This window comes from Nonomuraea sp. NPDC049750, assembly GCF_040659625.1.
In the GTDB taxonomy this organism is placed as follows: Bacteria; Actinomycetota; Actinomycetes; order Streptosporangiales; family Streptosporangiaceae; genus Nonomuraea.
The window spans coordinates 62,819-75,779 of the sequence record NZ_JBFANB010000036.1 but is presented as its reverse complement, the minus strand read 5'-3'; the positions used below and the strand labels follow the sequence as shown (position 1 = coordinate 75,779).

Here is a 12,961-nt window from a genome sequence, read left to right as displayed (position 1 = left end):
TTCAGAATGACTGACGGGCTCAGAAGGTCTGCCAGGTCGAGGCGGTGACCTGGCAGAGCCTGCCCTTGTGCACCCGCATCTCGGACGCGGTCACGTCCAGGCTGACCACCGCGAGCGTCTCCCAGCGCTGGTCGAGCGGGAGCGCCGGGTCGGCGTGCGCGCACACGGGCGCCACCGGCGCGTGACAGGTCATCGCCCGCGCCCTGGCCGTGACGTCCGGGTCGCCCAGCTCGCCGGTCCGTTCCTCCAGGTGTTCGAGCCTGGCGTACGTGGCCGGCCGCTCGGTGCCCAGCCGCTCCCCCGCGCTCAGCGCGCCGTCCAGGAAGTGGTTGGCGTGCAGCAGTACGCCGGCGGTGTCCGCCTCGACGACCGCGACGCCGTCCGGGCAGATCTCCAGCGACCTGGCCCCCTCCGCCGTGACCACGGTGATGACCGTGGACGCCGACGTCTTCGCCGACCTGGCGATCTCGGTGGCCTGCTCCAGGGTGGCGGCCTCGTCGAGGATCCGGCGCGCGACCACATGCACGGGCACGCCGACGTTCGCGTGGTCCGACTCGTGGCGCAGGATGTTGAAGTGCGCGCCCAGGCCCGCGCTGTTCACGCCGATCTTGGCCAGCACCCCGAACTCGGTGAAGGTGCGTACCTTGTGCCCTTCGCGCGGCTCGTACGCCCACAGCACCGGCGCGTCGCGCAGGTGGTCGTGCCAGTCCCAGGTCTGCGTCGTGCGCGGGGGCAGCCCGCCGCCGAGCACGACGGCGGTGGAGCACTCGCCCTCCCCGTCGTGGCGCAGCGCGGCCAGGATCTCGGTCCGCGCGTTGACGACGGCCACCTGCCAGTCCGCCAGGCCGCAGCCCGCCGCGATGCCGCCGATCTCCTCCGCCAGCTCCGGCGCCCACGCGGCCGTGCTGTCGAGTGCCCGCTCGCCGAGCTCTCTGACCCGCCCATGGCTTGCGCCGCTCACCTCGAACAGCCGCAGATAGCCGTCGAGGTTGGCATGTACGGCCTCGCGCCAGCGGGCGCCGAACTGCCGTCCCCGTCCCGCCGCGTCGAGGCAGGTGGAGGTGTAGGTGGGAAACGTGGTCATCTGGGGGTTACCTCGTCCATCAGTGCCGCGACGGCGGCGTCCGCGTCGCGGTGGACGCGGTGTCGCTGCTCGTCGTCCTTGTCCTGGCTCAGCTTGAACACGCTCTGCTCGGCCGTGACCCGCACCCGGAAGGCCGCCACGCCGGGCACGAGCTGGGCGAAGCGCTCCTCGGAGGCCGGGGTGGGGCGCCAACTGGGCGTCCGTGCCGACTCCAGCTCCGCCACCGTGCGCCGTACCACTTCCAGGGGCTCGGGGTGCGGCTCGATCAGGCCGGTCAGGTGGACGGCCGCGTAGTCCCACGTCGGTACGGCGGGATCGACCGCGTAGCTGGTCGGCGAGACGTAGCCGTGCGCGGCGGAGAAAACCACCAACGCCTCGGGCGCCACGGGCCTAGTGGCGGACGGCGCGGGCCCGTTGCTAGCGACAGGCGGGTCCCAGGCGTGCCACTGCGGGTTGACCCTGGCCATGTGGCCGAGCAGCGTCGCGCCCACGAACGTGGACTCGCCGCCGCTCTCCACGATGACGGGCACGTGGCTGGCCACGGGCACGCCGCCGGTCGCGGTGATCACGAGCGCGAACGGGTGCGTCCGCACCAGCCGCGCCACGTGCGCGTGGTCCGGCGCCGCGAAACGCGGGAAGCTGTACATTCCTCCTACTCCACGCTGCTCAGGATGGCGTCCCAGGCGACCTCCGACGCCAGGGCGCCCAGCCCGGCGGGCTTGAGGCCGCCCAGGTCCACCTCGTCGGTGGTCAGCGCGAACAGCACGTCGCCGTCGTTCTGGGTGTGGAACGGCTGGATGCCCCGGTGCATCGAGCCGTGTACCTGGCGGCTCAGCTGGGTGAGCTCGATGTCGGCCAGCCGTACGTTGGTCACCAGGACCGTCAGCGTGGTGTTGCCCATGACGGCCGGAGCGTCCGACGCGATCGCGTAGTCCACACTCGGGTGGCGCCTGGTGCCCTCGTCGGCGTGGTAGTTGCCGCGCAGGATCGTCCCGTCACGGCCGACGACCACGCCCACCGAGTTGACCACGGTCGCCACCAGGACCTTGACCGCCCCGAAGGTGCCGAAGGCGGCGCCCTGCCCGGCGAACTCGGCCCTGGCGAAGTCGACCTTGCCCGCGCTGGCGCTGCGTCCGGCGCCGCACCGCCCCACCGGGAACTCACCCTCGACGGCGGCGCGCAGGGCGGCGCGGCCCAGCGGCCCGTCGGGGTGTACGGCGTTGTCGCGCGTGGAGAAGTCGTAGATCACCGCGCCCGAGACGAGCTGCAGCTCGTCCCATTTGGTCTGGTTGCTCCGGCGGGCCAGCAGTTCCTCGCTCACCCCGGCCACGGCCGACATCCCGTACACCGATCCGCCGGTCAGGCAGATGGCGTGGTTGTAGTCGTAGCCGCCGCTCAGGCCCACCGCGCCGCCGCGGGCGTCCACGGCGGTCCGCGCGCCCGCCGGGACGTGCACGACGGTGCAGCCGGTGGGGCCCTCGCCGTACTCCGCCGTGCCGACGAACACACCGGGCAGGTCGAACGCGACCGAGCCGCGCCCCGGGCTGGGCTGCGGGGTCAGCGGGAGGTCGGAGTTACCGGGCACGCCGGCGGCGAAGGCCGACACGGGAGCGAGGGTCACAGGGACTCCAGGAGTTGTCGCGAGTACGGATGTTCGGGGGCGGAGTAGAAGGTGGCGGCGTCGGCGGTCTCGACGACCTCGCCGCCGCGCATGACGGCGATCCGGTCGGCCACGTAGCGGACGGCGCCGAGGTCGTGGGAGATGAACAGCGCGGCGAAGCCGTACTCCGCCTGCAGGTCCTTGAGCAGGTTGAGGATCTGCACCTGGACGGAGACGTCCAGGGCGCTGACGGCCTCGTCGAAGACGATGAAGCTCGGCCGGGTGATCAGCGCGCGGGCGATGGACACCCGCTGCCGCTGGCCGCCGGACAGCTCGTGCGGGTAGCGGTCGGCGAAGCCGGGCTCCAGGCCGACCTGTTCGAGCGCCTCGGGTGCCAGCTCACCGGCGGACTTTCCCAGTACGGCGAGTGGCTCGGCGACGCTCTGCCCGATGCGCATCCTGGGGTTCAGCGACCAGTGCGGGTGCTGGAGCACGGCCTGCATCCGCCCGGCCAGGTCCTTGCGCCGCCGGGGGAAGGGGCGGCCGTCGAACCTGACCGTCCCGGTGGTGGGCCCTTGCAAGCCGAGCGCGACCCGGCTGGTGGTCGTCTTGCCCGAGCCGGACTCGCCGACCAGGCCGAGCGTCTCGCCCTCGGCGACGGAGAGCGAGACGCCGCGCATGGCGTCCAGCCGGGTACGGCGCAGCGGCGGGCCCGTGGTGAAGGAGACCGTGACGTCGGTGAGATCGAGGATCACGCGATCACCTCCAGCTCGGCGGCCCGGTGGCAGAGCACGTCCTTGGCCCCGACGCGAACCGGCTCGGGGCGTTCGGTGGCGCAGCGGTCCTCGGCGAAGGGGCAGCGGGGCGCGAACGCGCAGCCGGGCGAGGGACCGGTCAGGACCGGCGGGCGGCCCGGCACCGGCTCCAGCCGTACCCCGGGAACGGCCACAGCGGGAGCCGACCTGGCCAGGGCGGCGGTGTAGGGGTGCACGGGATCGCCGAGCACGTCGGCCGCCGGGCCGCTCTCCACGACGCGCCCGGCGTACATGACCGCCACGCGGTCGCACCTGCGGGCCACGGCCGGCAGGTCGTGGCTGAGCCAGACGATGCTCGTGCCCGCCTGCCGGGCCAGCGCGAACACCACGTTCAGCACCTCTTCGCGCACCTGGCTGTCGAGCGAGGCGGTCGGCTCGTCGGCGACCAGCAGTTCGGGCGAGGCGGCCATGGCCAGCGCGATCGCCACTCGCTGAGCCATGCCGCCGGACAGCTGGTGGGGGTAGGCGGCGGCCACGCGCGGGTCATCGAGCTTGACCCGCCCCAGGTGAAACGCCACCTGAGCCTGAAGACCCGCACGCCCGTCCGCCCCCTCGGAGCCGTCGCGCCCGTCGCGGCCGGGTGCGCGGAGGACGAGCCGGAGTTGGGCGCCGACCCGCATGGTCGGGTCGAGCGAGGCGATCGGGTCCTGGAAGACGAAGCCGAGCCGCTGCCTGCGCAGCCGCCGCAACGCGGTGGGCGGCAGGTCCAGCACCGGCTCGCCGGCCACGCGCACCGTGCCGGCGGCCACCACCGCCTGGCGGGGCAGCAGGCGGCCGATCGCCGCGCCGAGTGTGGACTTGCCCGACCCGCTCTCGCCCACCACCCCGACGGCCTCGCCCGCCGCCACGCGCAGGTCGGCGCCGTCGAGGGCGCGGGCCGTCCCGTAGTCGACCTCCAGGCCGTCCACTTCGAGCAGCGCGCTCATATCAGTGACCTCGTCTCCCTCGGTTCGAACCGGTCGCGCAGCCCGTCGCCCAGCACGTTGATGGACAGGATGGCGAGCACCAGCACGACGCCGGGCCCGATGATCAGCCAGGGAGCGGCCATCATGTAGGTGCCACCCTGGCGGATCAGCACCCCGAGCGACGCCTGCGGCGGTTGCACGCCGAAGCCGAGGAAGCTCAGGCCGCCCTCGACCGAGATGCCGACCGACAGCGCGTAGGTGCCCTGGACCGCGATCGTGCCCGCCACGTTCGGGAGTACGTGGCGGCCGAGGATGCGGGGCAGTCCCGCGCCGCTGATGGCCGCCGCGGTCACGTAGTCGCGTTCGGCCACGGCGACGGCGGCGGCGCGTACGAGCCGGGTCATCAGCGGGATCGTGACCAGCACGATGCTGGCCACCGCGGCGAGCTGGCCGGGCCCGGCGACGGCCGCCACCAGGATCGCCAGGACGATGGCGGGGAAGGAGTAGAGCAGCTCCACCACCCGCATGATCAGCTCGTTCAGGTAGCCGCCCCGGTATCCGGCCAGGATGCCGAAGCCCGCGCTGAGCGCGGCGGTCACCAGGACGGCGGCCGAGGAGAGCAGCAGCGTGGTGCCGACACCCTCCATGACGCGCGGCAGCATCGAGCGGCCCAGGTTGTCGGTGCCCAGCCACCAGCCGGGGCCCGGCGGCCGCAGGCGCGGGCCCACGATCGCGTCGGGGTCTCCACCGGCGTGTACGAGCGAGCCGAGCGCGACCAGGACGAGCAGCAGCAGGCAGCCCAGACCGGTCAGCGACAACGGATCGAGCCGCTGTCTTGGCCGCCTCCTCTTCACACCCACCGTCTCCTTCTCGCCAGCCGTCTCCTTCTCGCCAGCCGTCTCCTTCATGCGCGTCTCCCGAGCCTCGGGTCGACCAGCCCGACGAGCAGGTCTATCAGGACGTTCATCACGATGAACACGGTGGCCGCCAGAAGCACGCCCGCCTGCACGACCGCGTAGTCCCTGCGCCCCACCGCCTGGACGACGTACGAGCCGATGCCCGGCAGGTTGAACAGGTACTCCACGATCAGCGCGCCGCCGAGGAGGTAGGCGGTGATCGTCGCGGTGAGCGTCAGCACGGGCCCCGCCGCGTTGCGCAGGATGTGGTGCCGGACGATGAACCACGGTGTCTCGCCCCGGGCGACGGCGGCCGTGACGTGCGGCTCGACCAGCACGTTCAGCACGGCGTCGCGGGTGGTCCTGGCCGTCGCCGAGATGGCGAAGATCGACAGCACCGCGGCGGGCAGCAGGTAGCCGCTGGTCTGCAGGCCGTACCGGGAGACCACGAACACCACCAGGCTGCCCAGCGCGAACTCGGGGACGCTCACCCCCAGCCCGCTCAGCAGCCGCCCCGCCGCGCCGCCGCCTCCCGGGCGGGCGCGCAGCGCGGTCAGCACGCCGAGCGGCACCCCCGCCAGTACGGCGGCGGCGACGGCGAACAGCGTGAGCTGCCCCGTCACGGGCAGCCGGGCCCACAGCTCGGCCGCGACCGGCTGCCTGCTGATCATCGAGGTGCCGAAGTCCCCGGTGCCGACCGCCGCCAGCCAGTGCCCGTACTGGGCGAACACCGACTGGTCGAGCCCGTACCTGGCGGCCAGTTCGGCCTTCTGCGCGGGCGTGGCGAACGGGCCCAGGATCGTCTCGGCGAACCCGCCCGGCATCAGCCGCAGCGCCGCGAAGATCAGGACGGAGATGCCGAGGAGGGTGACGGCCGAGCTCAGCGCCCGGCCCGCCCACCACAGCAGGAGCCGCATCGTCAGCCCTTCTTGACCCGGGCGTCGGCGACCAGCCGGAGCAGGTTGCCGTAGCCCTCGGTGGCGTACAGGCTCGGGCTGACCCCGTCGGCGCGATAGGCGATCGTGGCCGGGCGGGTGACCAGCGGGATCATCTGCGCGTCGGTGTCCACCTTGGCGCACACCGCGGCCAGTGCCTTGTCGCGCTCGGCGCCCGACGGGGTCTCCGTCGCGGCGGTGATCAGCGAGTTGAGGTCCTTGTCGGCCTGCATGAAGCCCGCGTTGAAGCCGGCGACGTCGGGGTTCCACCAGGTGGTGACCATGCCGGGGTCGGCGTATCCGGCGAACCACGACAGCGCGGCGTCGAACGTCGCGGGCACCTTGCCGTACACCTTGCCCGCCCAGCTCGCCTCGTCCATCTGCTCGATCTTGACGGTGACGCCGGCCTGCTGGAGGTTCTGCTGGATCACCTGGGCGACGGCGGGGGCCGGCTCGGTGGAGTAGATGCTGAGCGTGAACGACAGGTTCGCGATGTCGGCCTGGGCGAGCAGTTCCTTGGCCTTCGCGGCGCCGCCCGCCGTGGCCGAGGGCAGCGTGGCCGGGTCGCAGGCGCCGGGCAGGCCGGCCGGGGTGACGCCGGTGGGCTTGCCCTGGCCGCCGAGGGCCACTTCGGCCATCTGCTTGCGGTCCAGCGCCATGTTCAGCGCCTGGCGGACCCGGGGGTCGGCGAACTTGGGGTTCTTGGAGTTGAGCATCAGGTAGTAGAAGTCGGTGGTGGCCTGGGTGGCGACCTTGACGTTCGCGGCGCCGGCCAGCATCGCGGCGGAGTCGACGTTGCCCAGGGCGGCCAGGGCGGAGCTGCCGTTCTGCACCGCGGCGACGCGGGCGGCCTCCTCGGGCGCGATCGTGACGGTCAGGCTGTCGGCGGCTGGCTTTCCCTTGTCCCAGTAATGCTCATTGCGGGCGAAATTCCAGGACACGTCCTGGCGGTGCGCCTGCACCTTGAACGGCCCGGTGCCCAGCATCTCCTTGGCCGGGTCGAGCGTCTTCGCCTCGATCTCCTTCATCGGCAGGATCGCGGCGGGCACATTGGCGAGCGCCGCCAGGAACGGCGTGTACGGCTTGGTCAGCGTGACCTTGACGGTGGCCGCGTCGACCTTGGTCACCTTCTCGACCGGGCCGAGCTGCCCCCGCCACACCGACTTGGCGGCCAGCAGCCGCTTCAGGCTGCCCACCACGTCGTCGGCGGTCATCTGCCTGCCGTTGGAGAAGGCGACGCCCTTACGCAGGTGGAACACGTACGTGGTCGGGGTGGGGTTGTCCCAGCTCTCGGCGAGCCGCGGCTGCGGGCTGAAGTCGGGCCCCACGGTGACCAGCGTCTCGTAGACCAGCGACATCAGCTGCCAGGAGGTGGCCACGTCGGCGAGCTGCGGGTCGAGCCCGGTCGCCGCGCCGCTGTCGATGTGCACCGCGACGTTGAGCGCGCCGCCCGCGGGCAGCTTGCCGTCTGCCACGGCCAGGTAGCCGGGGGCGGCGGCCGAGCCGGTCGCCGCGGTGCCCGGCGGGGCCGCTTCCGTGCCGCCGCCGCAGGCGGAGGTGGCCAACACGACCGCCGCGACGCTACCGGCCAGTCTGTATCGCATGACGCCTCATCTCTAGTGGCAGGAGCCCTGGCTGCTCGGCGGGACGTCGAGCGTGGGGTTGCGATCGAAGAACCCGACGGGCTTCAGGGTGAATCCGCACGTGTCGACGGGCATGATCGGCCAGTCCTCGGTACGGGGGAAATGGGTCAGCCCGAACGTGTGCCACAGCACGATGTCCTGGCCGTCGATGTCGCGGTCCGCGGCCGTGTACGCGGGCAGCCCGGCGCCACCCGGATGCTGATTGACCAGGTCACCGGCCGGATAACGCTCCTGCGGATGGTACCTGGTGACCCAGAGGTGGCTGGTGGCGAACTCCGCCCTGGCGCGGATCGAGGAGTTCTCGTGGGCGAGCAGGGTGGGCAGGCCCTCGGGGTACAGCGCGTAGCCGACGGGGTCGCCCAGGCGGTTGGTCACCTCCGGGTTGACCACGTGCCAGGTCCGGCCCATGGCCAGGTCCGCGTCGCGCCTGCCCTCCGCTTCGGTGCGCAGCCTGGTGGCCTTGCGGCCGAAGGCGTTGCCGTACGGGTTGCGTTCGTCCATGGGCAGGCGTACGACCTCCACCTCGTCCACCGCGTTCGCCGGGCCGTCGACCATCATGTCCAGCCGCGCGGAGAACAGGTGCTGGTGGTAGGGCGCCGCCAGCCCCGGCGCGACCTGCGAGCCGTACGGCGCGGCCCGCTCGTCGTAGGCGCCGGTGAACACGATGCCGGTGGCCTTGACCTCCAGCTCGATGGTGCCGTCGAGGTAGAGGTACCAGTAGAAGCCGTAGTCGTAGTTGCCGACGGTGACGAAGAAGGAGATCACCAGCCGCCGCTGCCGGCGTGTCTCGCGGGAGTCGTTGGCCGGGTCGGTGTGCTTCCACAGCACGCCGTAGTCCTCCTCGTGCATGCAGATCGCGTTCGGCAGCACCTTGGGCGAGCCGTCGCCGCCGGTGACGGTGACGTCGAAGTAGGTGATCTCGCCCAGGCAGTCGCAGCCCAGCTCCAGCGCGTTGGCCAGCTTGCCGAGCTGGTATTCGCCGGTGTCGAAGTAGTTCTGCCAGAAGCGGACCGGGCTCGGGTCCCCGTAGGGCACCAGCATCTCGGCCACCGACGCCCGGTAGACGATGGGCCGGCCGTCGAAGCCGATCTGGTGCAGGACCAGGCCCTCGCGCATGTCGTAGCCGAGGCGGACGTTCCACTTCTCCCAGGTGACGAGGTTGCCGTCGATGCCGAAGCTGGGGCCCTCCGGCTGGGTGATGTGGATCGGGCGCTGGCTGGTGCGGTGCTCGCGCTCCAGGTGGTAATCGCCCGCCTCGGCGGGGATGGGCAGCACGCCGGTGTCGACGATCTCGATCATTACGCCCTTGAGCAGGTCGACGAAGGCCACCAGGCCGTCGATCGGGTGCGCCCAGGGCAGGCTCTCCTCGGTCGGGCGCAGGTGGGCCAGCACGCGGGCGATCCGCCTGCCCTCCTCGCCCGGCAGGCCGTAGCTGCCCGCAGACAGGGCGGCGAGCCACACCAGGGCCGTGTCGTCCAGGCCGCGCCGGGCCAGCGCCGCGGCCCACCCGGCATCGGCGCCGAGCACTCGCCTGACCAGCTCGTGCTCCTCATCCAGCATGGGGACCTGGCCGTCGGTGATCGGGTCGATCGGCCGGCGCTCCACCACGTGTCCCTCGCTGAGCGAGACGACGACGTCCTGGGCCTGCTCGCTCGCCAGGTCGAGCACGAGGGCGCGGGCCCGCCGGGCAGCGGGCGCGTCGCCGAGCACGTCCTCCTTCGGGGGCTCCTCGATCCCGAGGTAGGCCACCCGGCCGGTGGCGGCCAGCACTCCGTCGTCCGCCATGATCCGCTTGGCGTCCTCGATCTCCTGCGCACTGAGCGGGTCGAGCGGATGCGACCGCTCCCCGACCCCGAGAACCCGCCGTCCAGCTGCCATCCGGCTTTCCGCCCCTTTCTTGCCGGAACGTTCCGGCATGCGGGCCAACATACTTCCGCCTCAGGACGAGGACAAGACCTTTCGCCAGGTCGATACGTGGCGGAAACAGATCAACGGTGGCGCTAGCATCGGGGCGTGCGCGCAGACGAGCCGGCCACCATCCTCACGGTCGCCAAGACGGCAGGGGTCTCCAAGACGACCGCGTCCGACGCGCTCCGGGGTTCCGGCCGGGTGTCGGAGGAGACCAGGGCCAGGGTGATGGAGGCCGCCGACGCCCTCGGCTACGTACCCAACGGGTCGGCCCGGCACCTGCGCCGCGCGAGCACCGGCACCATCGGCCTGCACGTGCCGGAGGTGCTCACCCGCTCGTCCTACTACATGTCGTTCGTGTTCGGGGTCGTGCAGGGGGCCGCCGACAACGACTACGACGTCACGCTGATCACCTCGGGCCGCCGCACCCCGCGCGTCGACGGCCTCGTGCTCGGCGACCCCCTGGGGGACGACCCGATCGTGGCCAAGCTCATGGACACTGGCCTGCCCACGGTCACCTGCGAACGCTTCACCGGCACCGGCCGGGCCGACGGCGTGGTCCGCTCCGAACACGCCGAGATGCTGGGCCGCCTGATGGACCACCTGCGCGCCTCCGGCGCGACCCGTCCCGCGCTCATCGTGGCCGGCGACGTGAGCGACTGGGCCGCCTCCGTACACCGGGGCTTCCGCGACTGGTGCGTCCGGCACGACGTGGACCCGCTCGTCCGTACGGTCCCCTTCGACTGCTCGGCGGGCGAGGTCCACGAGGCCGCCCGCGAGCTGCTGGCACTGGAACCGCGCATCGACGCGCTGGTGTGCGGGCCCGCCGGTTCGGCCACGGATCTGCTACCGCTCCTGCGCGAGGAGGGCCGCGACCTTCTCCGCCGTGAGGAGGGTCGCGAGCTGCTCCGCTGTGAAGACGACAGCGACCTGCGTCGCGAGGGGGGGCGCCACCTGCTGCTCGCGTCGTGCGTCGACAGCCCCGCCATGCAGCTGGCCGACCCGCCCATCACCGCCATCGACCTGCGCCCCAGAGAGGCGGGCGTACGGTGCGCGGAGCTGCTGTTCGACCTGCTGTCGGGCACGGCTTCGGTGGGGACGGAGCGGATCCACCCCATCGAGCTCACCCTGCGAGCCTCCACGCGGGGTTCATGATGACGCGCCTTCGGCATCGTGGACGACCAGGGCGAGCTGGACCCGGTTGTCCAGAGCCGCCTTGGTGAGGATGCGCGAGATGTAGCCCTTGACCGTGCCGACGCTCATGTGCAGCTCAGCGGCGATGACCGCGTTGGGCTTGCCCTGCCCCACCGCCAGCGCGACCTCACGCTCCCGCTCGCTGAGCCGGGCCAGCACCGTCCGGGCGTCGGCACGGCGACGGCTCTCCTCCTCGGGCACCAGGTGGGCGATCAGCCGCCGGGTGACGCTCGGGGACAGGATCGGCTCGCCGTCCACGACCCGGCGGATGGCATCGACGATCCCCTCCGGCGGGGTGTCCTTGAGCAGGAACCCGCCGGCCCCCGCCCGCAGCGCCTTGAACACGTGCTCGTCGGCGTCGAACGTGGTGAGCACGACCACCTCGGGCGCCTGGGGCCGGCTACGCAGCCGCCGGGTCGCCTCGATGCCGTCGAGGCCGGGCATCCGGATGTCCATCAGCACCACGTCGGGAGCGTGCGCGTCGACCGCGGCCACCACCTCCCCGCCATCGGCCACCGCCCCCACCACCTGGAGGTCGGCCGCGCCTTTGAGCATCAACGCCAGACCGGCGCGGACGAGCGCGTCGTCGTCGACGATCAGCACGCGAATCGACGACCGGGACGGCTGCGGTGGCACCGCCTGCGGTTCTTGCGTGGGTTGCTGAACGGACGGCTGCTGCGGCGATTGCTGCGCTGGTGGCTGCTGCGGAAGTGGCGGCTCGTTCACACGGGCCATGGTAACCAGGCCACCAGCCGGAACCCCCCGCCCGCCACTGGCCCGCACGCCAACCGCCCACCCGCCAACTCCGCCCGCTCCGCCAACCCGGCCAGCCCCGCCCCCGCCCCGGTCGTCCCGAGGCCGGCGTTCCCCACACCCGGATCTGATGAAGCCGTTCCGCCGGGCGGCGAATTGTGCACCTCGACTCGCAGCTCGGCGCCCGCCGTACCGGAGATGACGACCGTGACCGGCTGGCCGGGCGCGTGCTTGCGCGCGTTCGTGAGCCCTTCCTGGACGATGCGGTAAGCGGCGCGCCCGGTGACCTCCGGCAGGTCGGCCAGCCGGAGCCCGTGATCGCGCAGCTCGACCCGCATCCCGGCGCTCCGGGACTCCGCCACGAGCGGCGTGAGATCCGGGCGGCCGGGCGACAGCGAGCCGTCATCGGACGGGGGCGCCTCGCGAAGCACCGAGATCACCGCTCGCAGCTCCTCCAGCGCCAGCCGCGCGCTCGACCGGATCACCCCCGCCGCGTCGGCCACCTCCCCCGGCGTGGCGTCCGCGTTGAACTCCAGCGCCCCCGCGTGCACCGCCAGCAACGACAGCCGGTGGGCGAGGACGTCGTGCATCTCCCGCGCGATGCCGATCCGCTCGGCCCGGCGCGCCTCTTCGGCGCGCAACCGCTGGTCGGCCTCGGCCCGGCGGGCCCGCTCGGCCAGCGACAGCACCAGCTCCCGCCGGGTGCGCGCCAGCATCCCCCAGCCGGTCAGCGCCCCGCCGAACAGCACCCCCACCAACGCCCACACCGGATAGGGCGCCAGCCCCGGCGGCCGCCAGGCGAACCTGCCCAGCGTCGCGGCCACCCCCGCCACCCCCACCGCGATAGCGGCGGGCGGCTTCCGGTAGAGGGCCACGATCAGCGTGGCGATCCCGGCCGCCACCGAGGCGGCCGCGGCGGGCACCGACAGCGCGATGACGGCCAGCCCCACGCTCACCGGCCACCTGCGGCACAACCACAGCCCCGCGCAGGCCAGAGCGCCGCCCGCCACGTCGGCCACCAGATACCAGCCCGGTGTGCCGCCCGTCAGATCACCCCAGACGACCCCGACCGCGCCGGCGAGGGCGAGCATGAACCCACCCGCCCCGACCGCCCAGTCGCGCCGCGACCGAATCCAGCCGGGCCGTACGTCTTCCGCACCGGCCACGAACATGACCGCTGATGCTAGCCCGCCACCGACCCGTGCGTAAGCAACCAAAGTCACTGCCG

The 12,961-nt window shown here is 72.6% G+C and carries 12 protein-coding genes; 1 reads left to right on the top strand and 11 read right to left on the bottom strand.

Features of this window, described 5'->3' with window-relative positions; genetic code table 11:
- Positions 1–19: 19 nt before the first annotated feature.
- The 9 genes from AB0J16_RS50520 to AB0J16_RS50480 are packed head-to-tail and all read right to left on the bottom strand — an operon-like array spanning position 20 to position 9,795.
- Entirely contained in the window at positions 20–1,084 is a 1,065-nt protein-coding gene (locus tag AB0J16_RS50520) for a C45 family peptidase (protein WP_358553641.1), read from the bottom strand.
- The gene (locus AB0J16_RS50515) at positions 1,081–1,731 is read right to left on the bottom strand and encodes an FMN-binding negative transcriptional regulator (RefSeq protein ID WP_358553639.1); all 651 of its coding nucleotides are present in this window, start codon (positions 1,729–1,731) and stop codon (positions 1,081–1,083) included. Before AB0J16_RS50515 ends, AB0J16_RS50520 begins: the two co-directional genes overlap by 4 nt.
- A gap of 5 nt (positions 1,732–1,736) precedes the next feature.
- The gene (locus tag AB0J16_RS50510) at positions 1,737–2,705 is read right to left on the bottom strand and encodes a P1 family peptidase (RefSeq protein ID WP_358553637.1); all 969 of its coding nucleotides are present in this window, start codon (positions 2,703–2,705) and stop codon (positions 1,737–1,739) included.
- Positions 2,702–3,439 carry an ABC transporter ATP-binding protein gene (locus tag AB0J16_RS50505; protein ID WP_358553635.1) on the bottom strand — a complete coding sequence of 246 codons (738 nt, stop codon included), beginning with the start codon at positions 3,437–3,439 and terminating at the stop codon, positions 2,702–2,704. Before AB0J16_RS50505 ends, AB0J16_RS50510 begins: the two co-directional genes overlap by 4 nt.
- Complete coding sequence (locus AB0J16_RS50500; RefSeq protein WP_358553633.1) at positions 3,436–4,425, bottom strand: ABC transporter ATP-binding protein; 990 nt, start codon at positions 4,423–4,425, stop codon at positions 3,436–3,438. Before AB0J16_RS50500 ends, AB0J16_RS50505 begins: the two co-directional genes overlap by 4 nt.
- Positions 4,422–5,312: an ABC transporter permease gene (locus AB0J16_RS50495; protein WP_358553631.1), complete on the bottom strand. Its 891-nt coding sequence runs from the start codon at positions 5,310–5,312 to the stop codon at positions 4,422–4,424. Before AB0J16_RS50495 ends, AB0J16_RS50500 begins: the two co-directional genes overlap by 4 nt.
- Positions 5,309–6,217, bottom strand: coding sequence for an ABC transporter permease (locus AB0J16_RS50490; protein ID WP_358553629.1), 909 nt, complete (start codon positions 6,215–6,217; stop codon positions 5,309–5,311). The genes AB0J16_RS50495 and AB0J16_RS50490 overlap by 4 nt, the downstream gene beginning before the upstream one ends.
- 2 nt (positions 6,218–6,219) lie before the next feature.
- On the bottom strand, positions 6,220–7,839 hold the full coding sequence (locus AB0J16_RS50485; RefSeq protein ID WP_358553627.1) for an ABC transporter substrate-binding protein: 1,620 nt from the start codon (positions 7,837–7,839) through the stop codon (positions 6,220–6,222).
- A gap of 12 nt (positions 7,840–7,851) precedes the next feature.
- Positions 7,852–9,795 (bottom strand): primary-amine oxidase, encoded by a 1,944-nt coding sequence (locus AB0J16_RS50480; protein ID WP_358553624.1) that lies wholly within the window; start codon positions 9,793–9,795, stop codon positions 7,852–7,854.
- Positions 9,796–9,891: 96 nt separating this feature from the next.
- Between AB0J16_RS50480 and AB0J16_RS50475 the strand changes: the two genes are divergently transcribed.
- Positions 9,892–10,941, top strand: coding sequence for a LacI family DNA-binding transcriptional regulator (locus AB0J16_RS50475; protein WP_358553622.1), 1,050 nt, complete (start codon positions 9,892–9,894; stop codon positions 10,939–10,941).
- On the opposite strand, the gene AB0J16_RS50470 is transcribed toward AB0J16_RS50475, so the two are convergent.
- Positions 10,936–11,616: a response regulator transcription factor gene (locus AB0J16_RS50470; protein WP_358553716.1), complete on the bottom strand. Its 681-nt coding sequence runs from the start codon at positions 11,614–11,616 to the stop codon at positions 10,936–10,938. The two genes, AB0J16_RS50475 and AB0J16_RS50470, sit on opposite strands and share 6 nt — an antisense overlap.
- Before the next feature lie 86 nt (positions 11,617–11,702).
- On the bottom strand, positions 11,703–12,905 hold the full coding sequence (locus AB0J16_RS50465) for a histidine kinase (RefSeq protein WP_358553620.1): 1,203 nt from the start codon (positions 12,903–12,905) through the stop codon (positions 11,703–11,705).
- Between the last annotated feature and the right edge of the window lie 56 nt (positions 12,906–12,961).